Raw genomic sequence first — 18164 nt, 5'->3', positions numbered from 1 at the left:
AAGAGTGATGAGCCAACATAAAACGATAAATACAGTACTCATAGTGGGTGGCGGAAGTGCAGGCTGGCTTACAGCGGGATTGATTGCAGCGCAACTTAAAAATAGGGTTCGTATTAAACTGGTAGAGTCAGTGAATATCCAAACGATAGGCGTTGGGGAGGGAACTTGGCCAACGATGAGAGACACATTAAAAAAAATTGGCATAGATGAAGGGACATTTATGCAAGCATGTGACGCATCGTTTAAACAAGGATCTGAGTTTATTGGTTGGGTAAACGCAGAGCAACAAGGTTATTATCACCCGTTTTCATTACCCATCGGTTTTGAGCAAGGGACTGATATGGTCGGTGCTTGGCATAAAGTAAAAGATAAGGTTGATTTCGCTCATGCCGTATGTCCTCAAAGCTATTGGTGTGACCACTCTAGAGCGCCAAAAATGCCAAGTGATATCGCTTTCGAGGGTAAAGGGAATTATGGTTACCACCTTAATGCCGAAAAGTTTGCCAACCTTTTAAAGGCGCATTGCACATCAAAACTTGGTGTTGAACATATGATTGGTGACATCAAAGAGGTTAATGCTGATGATGATGGCTATATTCATTCACTTACTACAGGTGATGGGCGATATATCCAAGCAGACCTTGTTATTGACTGTACGGGTTCAAAGGCGCTCCTTATCAATGGTCATTACAATGTGAAGTGGCTGTCAAAAAAAGATATTTTAAAAAATGACAGTGCTGTGGCTACACAGGTTATCCATCAAATGCCCAGTAGTGAACTTGCTTCGTGTACAAAATCAACGGCACAACCTTATGGGTGGATTTGGGACATTGCTTTACCTAGCCGGCGTGGTATTGGTTATACTTTTTCCAGTGAATACATTGGATGGGAAGAAGCAAAACAGCAGCTTGAGCGATACATAAAAGCACAAGGGTTAAACGATGTCGATTGTGCAAATTTCAAAGAAATAAAATTCAACCCCGGCTACAGAGAGAAGTTTTGGCATAAAAACTGTGTTGCGATTGGCATGTCTGCTGGTTTTATTGAACCTTTGGAAGCTTCGGCTTTAGTCATGATCGAACTTTCTGCACAGTTTTTATGTGATTACATGCCTGTTAACCGTGAGATGATGAGTATCGTTCAAACACGATTTAATAGAAAGTTCACATATCGATGGCGACGGATAATCGACTTTTTAAAACTTCACTACGTATTGAGCCAACGAAACGATACCGATTATTGGCGTACAATGCGAATTCAATCCATCCCTGAGTCACTCCAAGATTTATTGCTGATGTGGCGCTATCAAACTCCTAAATTCAGCGACTTTGAACAAGTAGACGAAGTGTTTTCAGCGGCGAGCTATCAATATGTGCTTTATGGCATGGGGTACGATACGAAGTTTATAGAAGCTTCTTTGAATATGGGGCAAAACGACATGTTTAAAAGCGTCACGCAGTTCGCACAGCACGGGCTATCGATGTTACCCACAAATCGCACGTTGATAGAGAATATTAAAGAGTTTGGAATAGCTAAATTATAAAGGTGGCATATATGAACAAAGAACAATTATTAGACAATGTCACGCATAAAAACACGCGTATTATCAATCGGTATAGTGCGGAGCTTGGTGATAATGTAAGTTTAGCAAACGTATTCCCCAGTGAGTTCGCTGCATTACAAAGTGAATATGCGATATTTTTCAAAAAAGATACAAAAACGGGTCAGTTTCAAAGTGTTGTACTTTTAGGGGTTGAGGCAGATAAAAACCTTTATCTCGATGCGCAAGGTTGGAATGCCAATCACATACCGCTGAGCATGCAACGGCAGCCGTTTTTAATAGGCTTTGTTGAAAAACAGCATAATGGCATACCTATACAAGAGCCCGCCGTGTATATTGACATGTCGCACCCAAAAGTGAGTGAAACTGGGGGGAAGTCGCTATTTAACGAGGTAGGTGGTACAACCCCTTTTTTAGACAACATAAACCAAACTCTCATGCGCATTCATGAAGGTCATGAGCAGAGTCAGCAATTTCTAAACTATTTGTTGAAGCTTGATCTCTTAGAGAGTGCGCTGCTCAATGTCGGGGAGCATAAGTTAAGTGGTTTATACACAATCAATGAAGATATGTTAGCAAGGTTAGATAGCCATACATTATCTTTGTTGCATCAACAAGGATATCTGCAGCATATATACATGATACTCGCCTCGCTGGGACAGCTGAAAACACTGATCGATAAACAGCGTAAATAGGAGTGTTCGATGGCGAAACATCTAACAATCTGCCAATCGTATTCTCAACAACAAATGGTCGCTGCAGTGCATGAATGCAGTCAGCTCGAAAACCCAGAACCTGTCGTTTTTAAAGGAGCAATAAAAGATTGGCCTGCGGTCAAGCGCGCAAAGTATAGTGCTCAGCGCTTTTGCGATTATATTCTGGAGTTTGATGCCAAAGTACCTGTTTATGCGTACGAATGTGATGCTAGGCACAAAGGCAGGCTTTTTTATGATGCGACACACACTGGAAAAAATTTTCAACAAAAGAAAACGTACATTTATGACATCATCAATCACTTATTACGTACAAACATCGCGCAAAAAAACACCGTGTATATGGGGTCAACGACGCTGGACTATTGTTTACCAAACTTTCGAGGTGACAATGACCTTCCTATCGTTGACCTGCAGCCGCTTGTGAGTCTTTGGCTTGGTAGCGAGAGTGAAGTAGCTGCGCATTACGATGTTCCACACAATATTGCCTGTGTCGTGGCTGGTAAAAGAGCATTTACCCTTTTCGCCCCTGAGCAAATCACCAACCTCTACCCTGGGCCTGTTGATTTTACGCCTGCGGGCCAGATTGTCAGCATGGTTGATGTTAGCAACCCTGACCACAAGCGCTTTCCAAAATACCGACATGCGCTTGAAAATGCGTATTACGTAGAGCTAGAATCAGGGGACGCGATATATATTCCAAGTATGTGTGGCATCATGTCAAAAGTACCTGTGAAATAAATGCGTTGGTCAATTACTGGTGGAGGACTATTAATAAGCATTTGGGATTAGCCACTGATGCTTTAGCACATGCTGTACTAAGTATTAGCAAATTACCAAATGCCCAAAAACAAGCGTGGCGCAATATATTTGATCATTATGTATTTTCTGAACAAAATCATGATTATATCGAAATTGACGCGCAAGGCATGCTTGGTGAGATAGATGAAGTGCTCGCTTGAAAAATTCGTTTGCAGTTGATTCAAAAGCTCAATCAAGGTTAATCATTCTTATTTCACTAGGCGTTTTACCCGTCCAGCGTTTAAAAGCACGTCGAAAATTGGTTAGATCGTTAAATGCAAGAGCGACTGCAGCTTGTTCGTTAGAGTAGCCACGTTCAAGAATATTGATAAGTGCATGTTGCTTTTGATATTCATCTTTAAGCTCTTTAAAACATACATTGTGTTGTTTTAGCTTACGCTTAAATGTGGCTGTACTCATTTCAAGACGCAGTGCAATTTGCTCGCTGGTGGCCTTGGGCACACATTTTAAATGTGCTGAAATGTACTCAACAAAGCCACTTTTTGTTTTTTTATCGCCTAGCTGTCTTAAGTAAAATTTGGACATGCTGAGCACTGGATGAGACTGAGGCGAGCTCAATAATTCATCTTGTACTGTGAACATAAAACATGGGTGAGAAAACTGGTAATTACACGGCATATGCGCGTGAAATTGCTCTATATATTTTGGTTGGTCGTAAGGAAATTTAATTTCAAGTTGTCTAACACCACTAAAGCGCCATTTGCATAAATAAATTACCAAGCTTGCGAGCAATTCAAAGAAAAATATTTGTACCTGTCTACTTGGTTTTGCAATTGAAAAGTTGCAAATAAAATGGGTTTTGCCGCTACTGCGATAAATATCAGTATACATATAAGGAAATAGAGAGTCGTGACAAAGCTGACAGACCCTAAACATGTTTCTTAGATTTTTGGCATGTAAAAGCGATTTGAACGCAGGGCCTTCCAAAGAATTCAATAAATGCTGACCAAGTAAAAAGCTAAGGCCATCGCATGGTAGATGTTTTGAAACATTACTGATGACAATACAAATTTGCTCAAAGCTCACTTTGCATTCAGAGTTGTTGAGATCAGTATAAAAAAGCTTTGAACCTTTTAACGCCTTGTCTGGCACTAACCCTCGCTGCTGGGCTAGTTCAACCAGAGGCAATACTAGCTCATAAGCTTTGAAGCGTCGCAGGTTAGCTTCAAAATAAGGCTTCATTGATTAAGCAGCTTTACAGGTAAGAAGTTCATTATTCAGGCGCTCTAGTAAACTAGTCAACGTATCCGTTTGCTTAGCTTGTGCGCAGTGCCAATGGATGTCAGTAAACCCGTTTATAGCATGCTTGTTGTTATAGGGGGTATGCTGCGACACCATGTTAGCGACTCGTTGGATCACCGTTTTTGCATCGCATAAATTGGTTTGAGGGAGCAGAATAATGAAACGATCACCAGCATATCGGCAGGCCAAATCGAAGTCGCGAAGATTCAGTAGGATTATTTGTCCAACATCTGCAAGCAAACTATTTGCTTTAACAGAGCCATACTTTGCGTTGAATTTAGAAAAATGTTTAATATCGATGAGCGCGACACAAAACTCCAAACCGGTTTCACCATGGGCCTTTAATTCATCACATATTTGCTGTTTCATGTAATCCGCGCGATATAAACCAGTGATGAAATCAGTCGAACCGTTTTCCCGATAGAAACGTTCTTTTTTTACCAGCATTTGATTAAGTAGTTGTTGTTCTTGATACCAATAATGTATCGCAAGACTCATTAAACACATGCCTATGACGGCGGGAAATGCCTCGAAATTCAAATACCAGTCGCCTTGCGTGTTAAATATGTAAAACTCATCTAAAAAGTCTAATAGCATGGTAAGGTGCATCGCGAGTAATCCAAAAAATAACAATGACGTTACTTTTCCTTTCGGTCGGGCTAATAACGTCGCGATGATCCACAGTAAAGTGACCAGTGCCATACCACCTTCGCCAATACAATCGATGAGTTTAATTTCACCTTCAAACCTTGGAGTACTCACCTGTATAATAAGCAAATAGGTTGCTAGTAACGTGATGAGTAGAGTAGAAAACAAAGCTTTGTGTAACTTTATAAAATTATTTTGCATGAGTTGGCGCATAGTTTATTTCGGTGCTGTAAGTATGTCTTAGTATGCTTATTGATAGACAGGGTTAGAATAGCTCACACGAGTGACTAAAATTATGACAAGCACCGCACTTTTTTGGCTAAATGGGCAAAATATAGATATATAAATGGCCTAATGGGGGTCAAAATAGCTCAATTTGCGTGTAAATCAACCTGATCTGCTGCAAATTTATAATCCTTCAAAATACCTGAAATATTTCTTTCATGTGATTTCTCTATTGTGCCTTCACTGAGCCGAGTGGGGTACTCGCGCTCTTTATCCTGTGCAACTAGAGAATTAAAATGAAAACACACAATCCGTCAAAATTTATCAAATCTAAAATTGCGCTCGCGTTGAGTGGTGCGCTTTTTAGCACTCTTTCAATGGCGAACACTATTCAAGGGAAGGTCAGTAATCAAAATCACGACGTCTTTTTTGAGGGCGCAAAAGTGACCATCAAAGAGTTAAAGCGTAGCACGGTTACTAAACGAGATGGGTCATTTAAACTCTCAAACCTAGCTGAGGGTAGATACACGCTACTTGTTGACTACTTAGGAGCGAAACGCGTTGAACAAGTCATCGAGGTTGTGGATGGCAGAGTCATAGACACTAAACTAACACTCGAATCCGAAGATAAAGTCATTGAAGATGTGATAGTGGTAGGTCAAAGAGCGGGACAAGCAGGGGCGCTTAACAGGCAAAAAAATGCTTACGGTATAAAAGCGATTGTTAGCAGTGATTCAATTGGCCAGCTTCCTGATCAAAATGCTGCCGAAGCGCTCCAGCGTTTACCTGGTATGTTTATCCAGCGAGACCAAGGTGAAGGCCGTTTTGTTGGTATTCGTGGTATCGATCCAAACTTAAATAATGTCACTATTAATGGCGCTAATGTGCCTTCTCCCGAAGCAGGCGTACGTAGCGTTGCGATGGATGTGATCCCAAGTGAGCTAATCCAAAGTTTAGAAGTGAGCAAAACCGTTACACCTGATATGGATGCCTCTGCAATTGGTGGTAGCATCGAAGTGCAAAGTTTGAGCGCTTTTGACCGTGATGGCATGAGCTATAGCGCAAATGCACAGGCGACCTATAACAAACAAACGAGTGATAACAGCCCAAAACTTTCGGGTAGCTTCTCTGATATTTTTTCCATTAGCAAAGATTATGATTTAGGTGTGGCCACTGCACTTTCATGGTCTGAGCGCAAGTTCGGCTCTTACAACATGGAAACAGACGGCGGTTGGCAAACACTGACCCTAGAAGATACACAAGCCAATGAAGTGAGTTTAAGAACGGCTGAAGAAATCGAGCAACGTCACTATTCGATAAAAAGAGAGCGCTTAGGGGCCGCGTTAAATCTCGATTTACGCGATAAAAACGCCAACGCATATTATTTACGCACACTATACAGTGAATTCAGCGATGATGAGTTTAGATTACGCAATGAATATAAGCTTGATAAAGGTGATCTTATTGCTGGCTCAGCATCTCATAACTATGCGCAGTTTGAAGGCGCTGCAATGGATAGAGATACAAAAGATAGGTACGAAAGTCAGGAAATTTTATCAATTGTTGCAGGCGCAGAGCAGCAATTTGGTCCTTGGTTAGTCGAATACAGCGCGAGCTATTCAAAGTCGGATGAAGAGGAACCCAACCGTTTGGACGCAAGTTTTAAAGGCAAAGATTTGACCTTGGGATATGCAAATTTGGGTGACTATCCTGCATTAACACATAGTGCTGACGCGCACGATCTGAGCAATTTTGAATTAGATGAAATTACTTTTGAGAATAACTTGAGCGAAGATGAATCGGCGAGCTTCAAAGTAGATTTAAGTAAAGACTTTGTTTTGAATAACTACAACGCCCAGCTTAAGTTTGGTGCCAAGATCAATAAAAGAGAAAAAACCTCAGGCGTTAACGCCATTGTTTATGATGGTGGCTTTGATGACATCCTTGCAAGCCAATTTGCAACTAACGCACCTGACTATTCCCTTGGTGACTTTGGGCCTGGGTTAAGTCGAAGTGGATTAAAAGGTTATGTGTTAAAAAATCGTTCTGCATTTGAAATAAACCAAATAGATACGGACATAAATAACAAAGGGAAAAGCTATCTATCAGAAGAACAAATCAACGCAGCATATGCCATGATCACCCTAGATATGGGCCAATGGCAGGTGATTTCTGGACTGCGTTATGAGTCCACTGCATTTAAAACGCAAGGTAATCGTGTTGAGCTTATTAACGATGAAGTAAATGACAGTGAACGTGTTGATATATCTGCTTGGAATACAAAAAAGGAATATAACCACTTACTGCCAAACTTAACGGTTCGTTATGATGTAGAAGAAGATTTAGTAACGCGTTTTGCGTATACGAGCACGATTGCACGTCCTAAATTTTCTGACTCTGCGGCATTTCAAGTAATAGAAACAGAAGTCACGATGGAAGATAACGGAGCTGTCACGGAGCGAAAAGCAGAAGTTGGCAACCCAGATCTAAAACCGCTTGAGTCGAATAACATTGATGTGTCAGTAGAGTATTACCCTGACGGGATCGGAGTGATCTCGGCTGGTATTTTCTACAAAGATATTGAAAATTTCATCACCCTAGAGCAGGTTCAAGGCACAGCGCCATGGCAAGGTTATAAGAAAGTCGAACAATCTCGCAATGGTAATTCAGCCAGCTTGACGGGTATTGAGCTTGCTTATAGCAAAAACTTCAAAAACGGCATTATGGTAGGGTTAAACGGTACGTTTATCAATGCGGATGACAAGTTACCGAATCAGTCTGATACGGTTGCAAACTTGATGTTGGGATATGAAAACAGTTACTTAAGTACGCGCCTAAGTGCAAGTTACAAGAGCAAAAATTACCAACAACAAGATGGCGAAGCCCAAGTATATCAAGACGACCACATGCAATTGGATTTTAGCGCAAAATACAATGTTACCGACCAAACTCAAGTGTACTTCAATGCGGTCAACCTAACGGATGAACCGTTCCATTTATATCACGGCACTTCGCAATATAGCTATCAGTATGAGACTTATGGCAGAACCTTTGAGCTAGGCGTTAGCTTTAATTCATATTAATTGATTTAGGAGGCGGCCAACTCATGTTGGCTGCAACACTATGAAACATGTAAAACTATCACTATTATTTAGTTCACTTCTATCAACCAGTGCGCTTGCAAACGACATAGACTCTATAGACTTCTTGGCATTTGGTGACGGCGGTTACAGTGTCGAATATCCCAAAGAAGAAGTGTTTAAAAAGCCAAAAAACAAAGCTCAGTTCATCGCGGCAGAAAAAGCCGACTGGCTAGAAGAGCATAGGCCAATTGAAGAGTTTGGTCATGCACCGCTTTATGTCTATCCTGGCACTGACGTTGTGACCGAAAAGAGCGGAGCCCATGCGGTAGGTAAAGCAATGGCTATGCTTTGTGCAACTAAACCTTGCGAGTTTGGTATACAGCTAGGGGATAATATTTACCCTGATGGCGCAGATGCTAAAGATGGTAAAGATGATCAAAAACGCATGGATGATTTGATTCTATCGCCTCTAAAACCACTATTTGATCAAGATAAATCGCTGGTGGTCTACTCTGCATTGGGTAACCATGATTGGAAAACATCTCGAAAAGGCGTTGCACTACAAACTAAGTGGATGGCTAAACAACCCAATTTCCATATGCAGGATTCAGGATATTACAGCTTTAAGAAAGGGCAACCAGGCCATGATGTTGAGTTTTTCGTTTTGGATACTAATATGCTTTTATCGGGACAGCATTATTATGAAATTCCATTACGTCCGGACGGTTCAGAGCAAGGATTAGCAACCGCACTTGCAAGTGGCCAAGCCGAAATCGAAGACATCGAAAAACACGAAGTGCCGCTCAACGGTGAGGACCATAAACAACTTGTTTGGCTGGCCAATGGTCTAAAAAACTCAACCGCAAAGTGGAAGATAGTTTATGGGCATCACGTTTTATGGTCAATTGGCGGAACAAAATACGATGAAGCTCACGTGTTACGTAGACTCATTTTGCCAGAGTTGTGTGAACATGCAGATGCATATATAGCAGGGCACGAGCATGATCTTGAGCTATTAACCGATGATTGTTCCCGCGTGTTACCACCTGGACATGGAAAATCCAAGCTTCCTTTAATCATAAGTGGGGCTGCATCAAAAATGCGTGGCATGCATTCTAGGTTAGCAAAATATCAAGAAGCACAGTTTAAAGAATATGACTTAGTTTGGTCGAAAAGCTTTGTATGGGGTTTTGCGCATGTCAGTCTGGACAATATGGACGATAAACTAAAAGTTAGTTTTTACACCACTCCTAATGATCAATCAGGTAAACTAGTTCCTCAAGACAGCTTCAGTTTTTCACACAGAAGCCTCTAATCATCGTTTTTGGTGTGACCAAATTGGTTGCACCATTCTCTGTTATGAATTTAGTAATAATGTCCCTATAAGCCAACCGAGAAAGTCGCGTTATTCGTTAGTAATTTCTTCGCCTGTTTCCAATATTACAGTCAAGCACCGTCTCATTGATTGTTTTATCTTGAATTAAAAAGAAAAGTTTTTATGTCAGAAATATGAATGTTTTTTTAAAGTGAGAAGCGCATGGGTAAGATCTAAAGTTAACAAATGTTGGAATTTAAATTTCAAATCTTATTATATTGCGTATGAATTATTTGGTTGTTAATTCATCTACTATTGGCGTTTTAAAAATGCTATTGCATGCTTTCATCTAATATGATTAATTGACGTTGAAGGTTTGGCCAACCCTGCTCTGTAACAATTATGTCAAGTAAGACCGAGTACATTGATGCAAAGGTACTTGCTCGGGTAATTGTTTGTTCTCAATAATTCAATAATGCGAGATGTGCGCGGGAATACACATCAGTTAAGAGTAAAAGTCGTATCAGCTGCAACTCAATTAATTTTGCAGTGAATGAATAAATGTATTCGTTCGATAGAGTTGAAAACGACGGTTTTATTAACTAATCATTAAATGTTGATGATATTTTTTCATCGACATCATTGAACAAAAAGGTGAGGATTTTACCTATGAAGAGACAGAAAAGAGATCGCTTAGAAAGAGCACATTCACAAGGATATAAAGCTGGTTTAGCAGGTAGATCGAAAGAGTTATGCCCATATCAACAAATAGAGCCTAGATCGCAGTGGCTAGGTGGATGGCGTGAAGCGATTGACAATCGCAATGAATATAAAACGTGATTGTTATACAGAATTAAGAAGCAACAAAGCCCCTAAGATAGGGGCTTTGTTGTTTAAAACGAAAATTTTAGAAAGCACTTGTGTCTTGGAACAGGCCAACTTTAAGGTCTTTCGCTTCGTAAATTACGCGGCCATCGACTTCGACTGTACCATCAGCCATGCCCATGAATAATTTGCGTTTTATTACGCGCTTCATATCAATTCGGTAAGTTACTTTTTTAGCTGTAGGCAATATTTGACCTGTGAATTTTACTTCGCCAACACCCAATGCGCGGCCAAGTCCCGGACCACCAGACCAACCTAAGAAAAAGCCAACAAGTTGCCACATTGCGTCAAGGCCAAGACATCCTGGCATTACAGGATCACCTTTAAAGTGACAATCGAAGAACCATAGGCTTGGGTCGATATCAAGCTCGGCAATGATGTGACCTTTGCCAAATTCACCACCGTCATCGTTGATCTCAATAATGCGATCCATCATAAGCATGTTGTCGCTAGGAAGACGACAATTGCCCTCACCAAACATTTCTCCACGACCGCATAGGATTAATTCTTCTTTTGTATAGCTATTTTTTGGTTCCATAGTTCACAATCTTTGCTTAAAAATTCGCAGCTACTCTAGCGTACACTTGTACGCTAAACAACTCTGAACAGTTAAAAAACACCATTATCTAAGAATAATTCTCATTAATAATGATTTCTCGTACTGTATGGGGCGCTTTTTGAGTTAAAAAACCATATAATACCCCCAGTATTTAACTAGTTTATCGGAAGTTTATGATCCTTTTTGTAGATGCACTGACTGTCATTGATTTTTCTTACCTTTGTAACAAACGTGGCGCCGTTGGCGAAAGTTGGATTGTTGATTTGACTCTCCACGGTCAATTGAATGACGAATCAATGGTTCTTGATTTTGCGTTGGTAAAGAAACAAATTAAACGAATCATCGACGATACAATCGACCATAAACTTGCCGTTGCACAAGGTCTAAACGGCAACGTGTCATTTGAAAATGATTCGGTCTCCGTTGACTGTGAATTTGGCGAAGGCCACCATTTGGCAATGAACGCGCCTACACAAGCCGTATGTATGCTTGAATCCGAAATTGTTAATGAAGACGCTGTTGTCGCATTTTTGAAATCAGTGATAATGCCGCAAATGCCTAGTAATGTGAAAGATGTAGGTATAGAGCTCAGAGCTGAACCTACAGAAAGCTTTTATTATCACTACAGTCACGGTTTGAAAAAACATGACGGAAATTGTCAGCGTATTATCCATGGTCATCGCTCACAATTAGGTGTGTTTGTAGATGGCATGAAACATCCGCGTATGCAAAAACAGTGGGCTACAAAGTGGCAAGATATTTACTTAGGTACACAAGAGGATATTATTGATGCGAATGCACTTAAGCATGTGACAGCAAAAGAAGGTGACATATGCTTTGCTTATGAGTCAACTCAGGGTTACTTTGAACTTGCAATCAGTGAAGCACGTTGTGATATTTTACCTTGTGATACCACCGTTGAATGTATTGCTGACTACCTAGCCGAACAAATCAAAAAAGATAACCCTGACAAAACCATCATGGTGAAGGCGTATGAAGGTGTGGGTAAAGGAGCCATTGCATATGCTTAAAATTGGTTTGCTGTTAGCCGGTCTTTTCTGCGCATCTATTGATGTGAATGCGTTAGAGCTAAAGGGAGATCTAACCCAAGGCGGTATGGTTATTGGTAAGTTAGAAAGCGCAAAATCTGTTTTTCTGAACGACAAACCTTTAAGGCTGACACCTAATGGAGAGTTTGTATTTGGTTTTGGCCGAGATGCCGAAGCCGCGCAGACATTATCATGGGTTGATAACAATGGTAAGCAACATGAAAAGGTGTTGTCGATAGCGAGCCGCGATTTTAAAATTGATCGAATAGAAGGTGTTGAAAAGAAATATGTTTCCCCACCTAAAACAGTTCTAAAGCGTATTAGAGAAGAGGCTAAAGCTGTTCGAGAAGCAAGGGCTACAGAATCTGATCTTGAGTACTTTAAATTACCCGTGCTAAGACCTGCTGAGGGCCGTATTTCAGGCGTTTATGGTAGCCAACGGTACTTTAATGGCAAACCGCGTAACCCTCACTATGGATTAGATATTGCTAATAAAACAGGCACCCCAGTGCTTGCGCCATTACCCGGTGTCGTGACATTTGCAGATCCTGATTTGTATTACAGTGGCGGTACCGTCATTGTCGATCACGGATATGGAATAAGCTCTACCTATATTCATCTTAGCAAACTTCACGTGAAGGTTGGCGATAAGCTAGATACAGGCGACCACTTTGCAGATATTGGCGCGACTGGCAGAGTTACCGGTCCACATCTAGATTGGCGCTTTAATTGGTATAATGAGCGACTTGATCCACAATTATTAATGCAAGACACTTTGGCGAGCAAAAAGTAGTAACAAATGACACACATAGATAAAGACGCAATTATTGCAAAACGCATCGAAGATTCAGTAACTTCAGTAACTAAAACGGTTTTCCCTGGACGAACAAACCACCATAACACCTTATTTGGTGGCGATGCTTTGGCATGGATGGATGAGGTAGCGTTTATTGCTGCAACTAGATTTTGTCGTAAACCTCTTGTGACAATTTCGTCAGATAGAGTTGATTTTAAGGAAGCGATCCCAGCGGGAACGTTCGCTGAGCTTGTATCTCGAGTTGTACACGTGGGTAATACCAGCCTTAAAGTAGAAGTAGAGATCTACTTAGAGCGAATGCATAAAGATGATAAACACTTGGCTATTTCTGGCAGTTTTACATTCGTTGCTGTAGATGATAACCATAGGCCGACACCTGTGGTTTGCGAGAAAATGCTCTCTGGATTCAAGTAATGTCAAGTAATTCGATTTAAAAAATGGGCCACTTTATGTGGCCTACTTCCACAATAGTTTGGAACACATCATACTGGGTGTCTTTTACCTAACTCATCAATTGAGCCTTTTATATAAGGGCAATAATCAAATAGGGCGCCTAAGCCATAATGCGTTGCATATTGCACAAGCGATAAAAGAAATATGCAAGTAATCAGTATATTATGAATTGGCGTGTTTTTTGAACGTTCAACTCTAATATTACTTTTGGAGTTGAGACTATGAATAAAACATTGGTGGCTATCGCAACTTTAATATTGTGTGGCTGTGGGGGAGGTGGAAGCGAACAAAGTAGTGCACCTCAAAGTGAACCTCAAGCAAATAGCCCTACGCCCCAAGTTGAAGTTCAAACCGAGTCAACTAGCTAATCTAACTTGTTAGCTGATAATCCTGCGGGTGAGCAGTTTGAATTCTCTCAGTTCAGTCAACATACACTCATTATTGATCCTAAATCTTACGGTTTTAGTGCTGACCTAGTTTTCATGAAAGTGTACACCGCCCAAGGCAACATCTTGTTTCTCGGCAAGGTTAAAGACCAGCTTAACTTAAGCTTGTACGTCGAAAACGTGATGGGATCTGTGTTTGTTGATATGTTTTCCACTGTATCTGGTGATCCGCAAATTACCAAGGAGTTTTCATTATGAAATATTTAAGTCTATTTATTCTGGTATTTTGCCCGCTAGTAAATGCAGCTTTTGAATCAGTAAAGCTCAAAGACACCATACGCCAAGGTTACGGTGAAATTGATTTGTTTTTAGCCCACCTTTCAGACAAAAAACCAACAGCAGATGCATTGGAGTGGTATCGTCAAGACAATGAAGGGCACTTAGTATTTGCGATTGATGTAAATGAACCTGCAAATGGAACAGAGAAGTCGCAATCACAGGGCGTTACCATAAAAAATGTGTATTTAACTGTTGTATCTAATGGTGTCACTCGTCAATATAGCGAATTTTTCACACCCACAGTTTGCGTTATACGGTTATAGGAGATAGTGGCTCATCCAGAATTACAGGCAGTACAAGCAGTGACATTTACGGTTCATCGTTTGATGGCACTTTATCTGTCGTGGTACCTAAAAGCAATGTTATGTTTGCCAAGCTTATTGTAATAATTCTGATTATTATGGTCTTTATAAAAAAGCACGCTACACTCAACATGATGACGTTTTAAAAGTTTTGCTAACTCAATAATATGAGATTCGATGCCGCCATAGCCGGCAGAATCAACCATAAAAATAACTTGATAACTCATTACGACCCCCAAAGGCACAAAAATGATAGATAAACAGGTTTTTTCTCAATTATGCAATGATGTTGGTGATCAATTAGCACGACAGCTTTTAAGTGTTTATGTATCTGAGTCTCTAAAGCAAATTGAAGAACTCAACAACGCCGAAAACATTAGTGATATTGCCCATATTGCACATAGCTTAAAAAGTAGTAGTCGTAGTTATGGTGCTTTAGTTTTGGCGCAAACATGCGAACTTTTGGAAATGACCACTAAGCATTCAGGCATCACGTTAAGCGCATTAAAGCCACTAATTAAGCAAGCTTGTAAGCAAAGCGCTGAGGCTTTTTCTGATGCAAAAATGATCATTGCTCAACAATCCGCTTAATCAGTTTTACAGTGCAATAGCTTTGAAAATACTTCATTTAATTGTTCAATATTGTGTAATTGCTTAGTGCAATTAATACATTCATCACTTTTAGATATTTGAGCAATAGCTTGAGGTGATAAGCTCATATCACAAAACTTGTAGCCCAGCATTTTCTGCATCCACTCAAATACATTGTCATCGTCTAGTTTCGCCATAACACTATTTTCACGAGAGACGTTTTCTACAAAAATTTTACATGCAGTCGTCTTTGTTAAAGCTTCTGCTATGTTATCAACCAGTAATGGCGGCATAACACTGGATATTGTGCTACCAGGCCCTATCAAAATGACATCTGCGTTATGTATAGCACTGATAGCTCTCTCATGAGCAAGCACTCGTTTAGTGAGCCCAATGTGTTCAGGTAATTGTTCAAGCGCGTCAATTTCGCACTCGCCAATAATGGTTTCACCATTTTGCATCGTAGCAACTAAATCCACTGGGTCATCCGACATAGGTAATATTGTTTCTGAATTTCCAAGTAAGGTATTGAACTTTGAAACCGCTTCAGTCGCACTACCTGTAAGTTGCAATAAACCAAGCAAAGCCAAGTTTCCGAGGCTATGACCATCAACGTCACCACCATTAAATCTATGTTCAAATAAGGTTTGAATAAGTGAGTTATCTTCTACAAGCCCCACACAACAACGTCTAATGTCACCGACAGCAACACAGTGTTGAGCGGTTCGGATTTTACCAGTACTTCCCCCGTTGTCTGTTGTGGCTATGATCGCAGTGAGTTCACTTGTCAGGGGTTTTATTGCTTTTAATACTTGGGCGAGGCCATGACCACCGCCTAGGCAAACTATTTTCATTTTGTGCGCTACCAAAGAGTTGATAATGTAATTATGTAAGCATAGCTCATTCCACATTTATCATGTTTGTAACTTATTGAAACGTTGCAAATATTCATGCTATTTGCTGGAACAAAAATCATACGCCCACTATATTTGCATTGTGCAAAGCAAATTGAAGAGAACTTAAATGTCACGCTATGAGTTATTTCCAATAGAACGGCTAGAACCAGTGCTTGGCATGATCTGCCATTCAAATAATCAATTAGGACTCTTTTCAATGCTTGCCGCTGCAGTATCTCCGTTTATGACCTATGAAGACTGTGTGTTACTCATACCAGATAATGAAGAGGCCTATATAGCTCACAGTCAAAGCGAACAAGCATTTAACCACACAGTTTGGCCAATCACTGGGGTACTTTCGCAGGCTAAATAATTAGGCGGGGTTTATGTAAAAGATCCACATAGCGAGCTGTCATTTTCTGTGCAAAAGCAATCATTAGTCAGTAGACTAGAAAACACATTGGTTATCTTTTTAGAAGACTCATCAGAAAACGCAGTATTTTTACTCACACAAATCGAAAGCGATATTTGTCCAGAACACCTTGTTACTGATGCAAGTTTTCGGCTGGTGTTAAAACAGCTTTGTGCCAAGCTGATATCATCAAAAAAATTCTCACAGCAAACCGACCATTTCCAAGACTTGTTAAAACAAACAGCACTGCAGTCAGAGCTATTTAGCGAGCTTGCATCAGAGTGGTTTTGGCGTACGGATGACAAAATGACTTTTACACAAGTCAGCACATTTACCGAGGATAATGCGTTTTATTCGCGATACTTTATCGGAGAAAGCTTAACATCCGTCGGTGATCATCACGAACACCAGCAACATCGAAAATGGCAGCATTTTCTACGCATAGTAAACCAGCGAAACGACTTTTATGACTTTGAATTTCAAATGCAAACGGATCAGTCTACTTGGATATCTCTCAGCGGCCGACCCCAGTATGATGAACGTAAAGGCTACATTGGCTATTTGGGCATAGCGAAAGATATCACCTACGCCAAACAGAGAGAGTTAGCTTATAAAAATGCTAAGGAAAAGGCGGAAAGTGCCAATTTAGCAAAGTCCCAGTTTTTAGCAGTTATGTCTCATGAAATACGCACACCCATGAATGCCATTTTGGGCATGGTTGAATTACTAAATGATACAGAACTTAATGACCAACAAAGAGAGTGGCTATCATATGCAAAAAGTAGCGCGAATTTGTTGCAAGGACTTATTTCTGATGTATTGGACTTTTCAAAAATCGAGTCTGGAACATTAGAGTTAGAAAGCGCGCACGTTGATCTTAAAACATTACTCAACTCTATTACCGCTCAGTTCAGCGTAAGACAATCGGATTTGCTAAGTTTTGAAGTTCACTTAGATAAAAACTTGCCTGAAGTAATCGATACGGATCCCACTAGGATGGGACAAATATTATTTAACTTATTAGGGAATGCGTTTAAATATACCAGTTATGGAAAAATTACATTTAACGCATCAGCACACGCTGGTTTGCTGTATTTATGCGTTCAAGACACAGGCGTTGGAATTAGTGAACAAGGTTTGAAACAAATATTTGAGCCATTTACGCAGGTCGGTGAGAGTGTTAAGCGCAAACAAGAGGGGGTTGGATTAGGTTTGAGTATCACCAAGCGGATTGTTGAAGCAATGAAAGGTGAGATCCATTGCGAAAGTAAATTGAATGAAGGCACAACGTTTTCCGTGACTTTACCTTATCAAGTAGCAAAAGAGTCAACTCATAGCCCTACTCAGATATGTCACTTACAACCCTTAAACGTATTGGTCGCAGAAGACAACCAAGCTAATCAGGTGTTAATAAAAGCGTTGTTAGAAAAGCTTGGTCACAAGGTAACGTTAGCCGGGACAGGTTCTGACGCATTAAATAAGGCCAAGTCAAACCATTATGACCTAGTCTTGATAGACATGATGATGCCAGTAATGGATGGGCTTACTGCAACTCAATATATGCGCAAAAAAATGGCATTAACAATCCCAATCTTCGCGCTTACCGCTAATGAAGGACAAGAAGACAGGGATAAATGCCTTTCGGTGGGCATGGACTTACCAAGCCCATTCGCTTCGATGTATTAGAAAAAGCCATTTCGTCAATCTTTGTTGAATAAGTCTCTTGTGTAAACTTTATGTCGAACCTCTTGTAATGCTGCCACGTCACGATTTGCGACCCTGTAACAGATTCTGTGTAACTGCCAGTTTTAAATAACATCTTTTAATCGGTCTTCGAATTCTATCATAAATCGATTTAAGGCCGAT

At 40.4% G+C, this 18164-nt stretch carries 20 protein-coding genes; 16 read left to right on the top strand and 4 right to left on the bottom strand.

Annotation, left to right across the window (positions count from 1 at the left end):
* The first annotated feature begins 7 nt into the window (after positions 1-7).
* Genes ACW689_RS19575 through ACW689_RS19560 form a run of 4 tightly spaced genes read left to right on the top strand, consistent with a single transcriptional unit; the run spans position 8 to position 3236 of the window.
* Entirely contained in the window at positions 8-1543 is a 1536-nt protein-coding gene (locus ACW689_RS19575; protein ID WP_476293885.1) for a tryptophan halogenase family protein, read from the top strand.
* 11 nt (positions 1544-1554) lie between these two features.
* The gene (locus ACW689_RS19570) at positions 1555-2256 is read left to right on the top strand and encodes a SapC family protein (protein ID WP_476293883.1); all 702 of its coding nucleotides are present in this window, start codon (positions 1555-1557) and stop codon (positions 2254-2256) included.
* A gap of 9 nt (positions 2257-2265) precedes the next feature.
* Complete coding sequence (locus ACW689_RS19565; RefSeq protein WP_476293881.1) at positions 2266-3015, top strand: cupin-like domain-containing protein; 750 nt, start codon at positions 2266-2268, stop codon at positions 3013-3015.
* 41 nt (positions 3016-3056) lie between these two features.
* Positions 3057-3236 (top strand): hypothetical protein, encoded by a 180-nt coding sequence (locus tag ACW689_RS19560; RefSeq protein ID WP_476293880.1) that lies wholly within the window; start codon positions 3057-3059, stop codon positions 3234-3236.
* 28 nt (positions 3237-3264) lie between these two features.
* Here ACW689_RS19560 and ACW689_RS19555 read toward each other — a convergent pair whose 3' ends face one another.
* Positions 3265-4278, bottom strand: a complete 1014-nt coding sequence (locus ACW689_RS19555) for a helix-turn-helix domain-containing protein (protein WP_476293878.1) — start codon at positions 4276-4278, stop codon at positions 3265-3267.
* Positions 4279-4281: 3 nt separating this feature from the next.
* Positions 4282-5187: a GGDEF domain-containing protein gene (locus ACW689_RS19550; protein ID WP_476293876.1), complete on the bottom strand. Its 906-nt coding sequence runs from the start codon at positions 5185-5187 to the stop codon at positions 4282-4284.
* Between the two features lie 320 nt (positions 5188-5507).
* Between ACW689_RS19550 and ACW689_RS19545 the strand changes: the two genes are divergently transcribed.
* The 3 genes from ACW689_RS19545 (at position 5508) to rmf (ending at position 10449) form a co-directional block, all read left to right on the top strand.
* On the top strand, positions 5508-8294 hold the full coding sequence (locus ACW689_RS19545) for a TonB-dependent receptor (protein ID WP_476293874.1): 2787 nt from the start codon (positions 5508-5510) through the stop codon (positions 8292-8294).
* A gap of 40 nt (positions 8295-8334) precedes the next feature.
* Positions 8335-9609, top strand: coding sequence for a metallophosphoesterase (locus ACW689_RS19540; RefSeq protein ID WP_476293872.1), 1275 nt, complete (start codon positions 8335-8337; stop codon positions 9607-9609).
* Between the two features lie 669 nt (positions 9610-10278).
* On the top strand, positions 10279-10449 hold the full coding sequence (rmf, locus tag ACW689_RS19535; RefSeq protein ID WP_476293870.1) for a ribosome modulation factor: 171 nt from the start codon (positions 10279-10281) through the stop codon (positions 10447-10449).
* A 67-nt stretch (positions 10450-10516) separates the two neighbouring features.
* On the opposite strand, the gene fabA is transcribed toward rmf, so the two are convergent.
* Positions 10517-11032 carry a 3-hydroxyacyl-[acyl-carrier-protein] dehydratase FabA gene (fabA, locus tag ACW689_RS19530; protein WP_476293868.1) on the bottom strand — a complete coding sequence of 172 codons (516 nt, stop codon included), beginning with the start codon at positions 11030-11032 and terminating at the stop codon, positions 10517-10519.
* A gap of 194 nt (positions 11033-11226) precedes the next feature.
* On the opposite strand from fabA, the gene ACW689_RS19525 reads away from it, so the two are divergent.
* The 7 genes from ACW689_RS19525 (at position 11227) to ACW689_RS19495 (ending at position 14990) form a co-directional block, all read left to right on the top strand.
* Positions 11227-12084, top strand: a complete 858-nt coding sequence (locus tag ACW689_RS19525; protein WP_476293866.1) for a 6-carboxytetrahydropterin synthase — start codon at positions 11227-11229, stop codon at positions 12082-12084.
* Positions 12077-12895, top strand: a complete 819-nt coding sequence (locus tag ACW689_RS19520) for a M23 family metallopeptidase (RefSeq protein ID WP_476293864.1) — start codon at positions 12077-12079, stop codon at positions 12893-12895. The genes ACW689_RS19525 and ACW689_RS19520 overlap by 8 nt, the downstream gene beginning before the upstream one ends.
* Before the next feature lie 6 nt (positions 12896-12901).
* A complete protein-coding gene (locus ACW689_RS19515) occupies positions 12902-13333 on the top strand; it encodes an acyl-CoA thioesterase (protein WP_476293862.1) in 432 nt (143 codons plus the stop codon).
* A gap of 260 nt (positions 13334-13593) precedes the next feature.
* Positions 13594-13740, top strand: coding sequence for a hypothetical protein (locus tag ACW689_RS19510; RefSeq protein WP_476293860.1), 147 nt, complete (start codon positions 13594-13596; stop codon positions 13738-13740).
* A 6-nt stretch (positions 13741-13746) separates the two neighbouring features.
* Complete coding sequence (locus ACW689_RS19505; RefSeq protein ID WP_476293858.1) at positions 13747-14016, top strand: hypothetical protein; 270 nt, start codon at positions 13747-13749, stop codon at positions 14014-14016.
* Positions 14013-14360 (top strand): hypothetical protein, encoded by a 348-nt coding sequence (locus tag ACW689_RS19500; RefSeq protein ID WP_476293856.1) that lies wholly within the window; start codon positions 14013-14015, stop codon positions 14358-14360. The genes ACW689_RS19505 and ACW689_RS19500 overlap by 4 nt, the downstream gene beginning before the upstream one ends.
* 288 nt (positions 14361-14648) lie before the next feature.
* On the top strand, positions 14649-14990 hold the full coding sequence (locus tag ACW689_RS19495; RefSeq protein WP_476293855.1) for an Hpt domain-containing protein: 342 nt from the start codon (positions 14649-14651) through the stop codon (positions 14988-14990).
* Here the strand turns inward: ACW689_RS19495 and ACW689_RS19490 are convergent.
* Entirely contained in the window at positions 14987-15844 is an 858-nt protein-coding gene (locus tag ACW689_RS19490) for a gluconeogenesis factor YvcK family protein (RefSeq protein ID WP_476293853.1), read from the bottom strand. The genes ACW689_RS19495 and ACW689_RS19490 overlap by 4 nt on opposite strands.
* A 169-nt stretch (positions 15845-16013) precedes the next feature.
* Between ACW689_RS19490 and ACW689_RS19485 the strand changes: the two genes are divergently transcribed.
* Positions 16014-16259, top strand: coding sequence for a hypothetical protein (locus ACW689_RS19485; RefSeq protein ID WP_476293852.1), 246 nt, complete (start codon positions 16014-16016; stop codon positions 16257-16259).
* 48 nt (positions 16260-16307) lie between these two features.
* Positions 16308-17984 (top strand): ATP-binding protein, encoded by a 1677-nt coding sequence (locus ACW689_RS19480; RefSeq protein WP_476293851.1) that lies wholly within the window; start codon positions 16308-16310, stop codon positions 17982-17984.
* The last annotated feature ends 180 nt before the right edge of the window (positions 17985-18164 follow it).

The organism is Pseudoalteromonas sp. ABE4_541, from assembly GCF_056312285.1.
The sequence above is the reverse complement of the archived record's forward strand: the minus strand, read 5'-3'. Positions and strand labels throughout refer to the sequence as shown.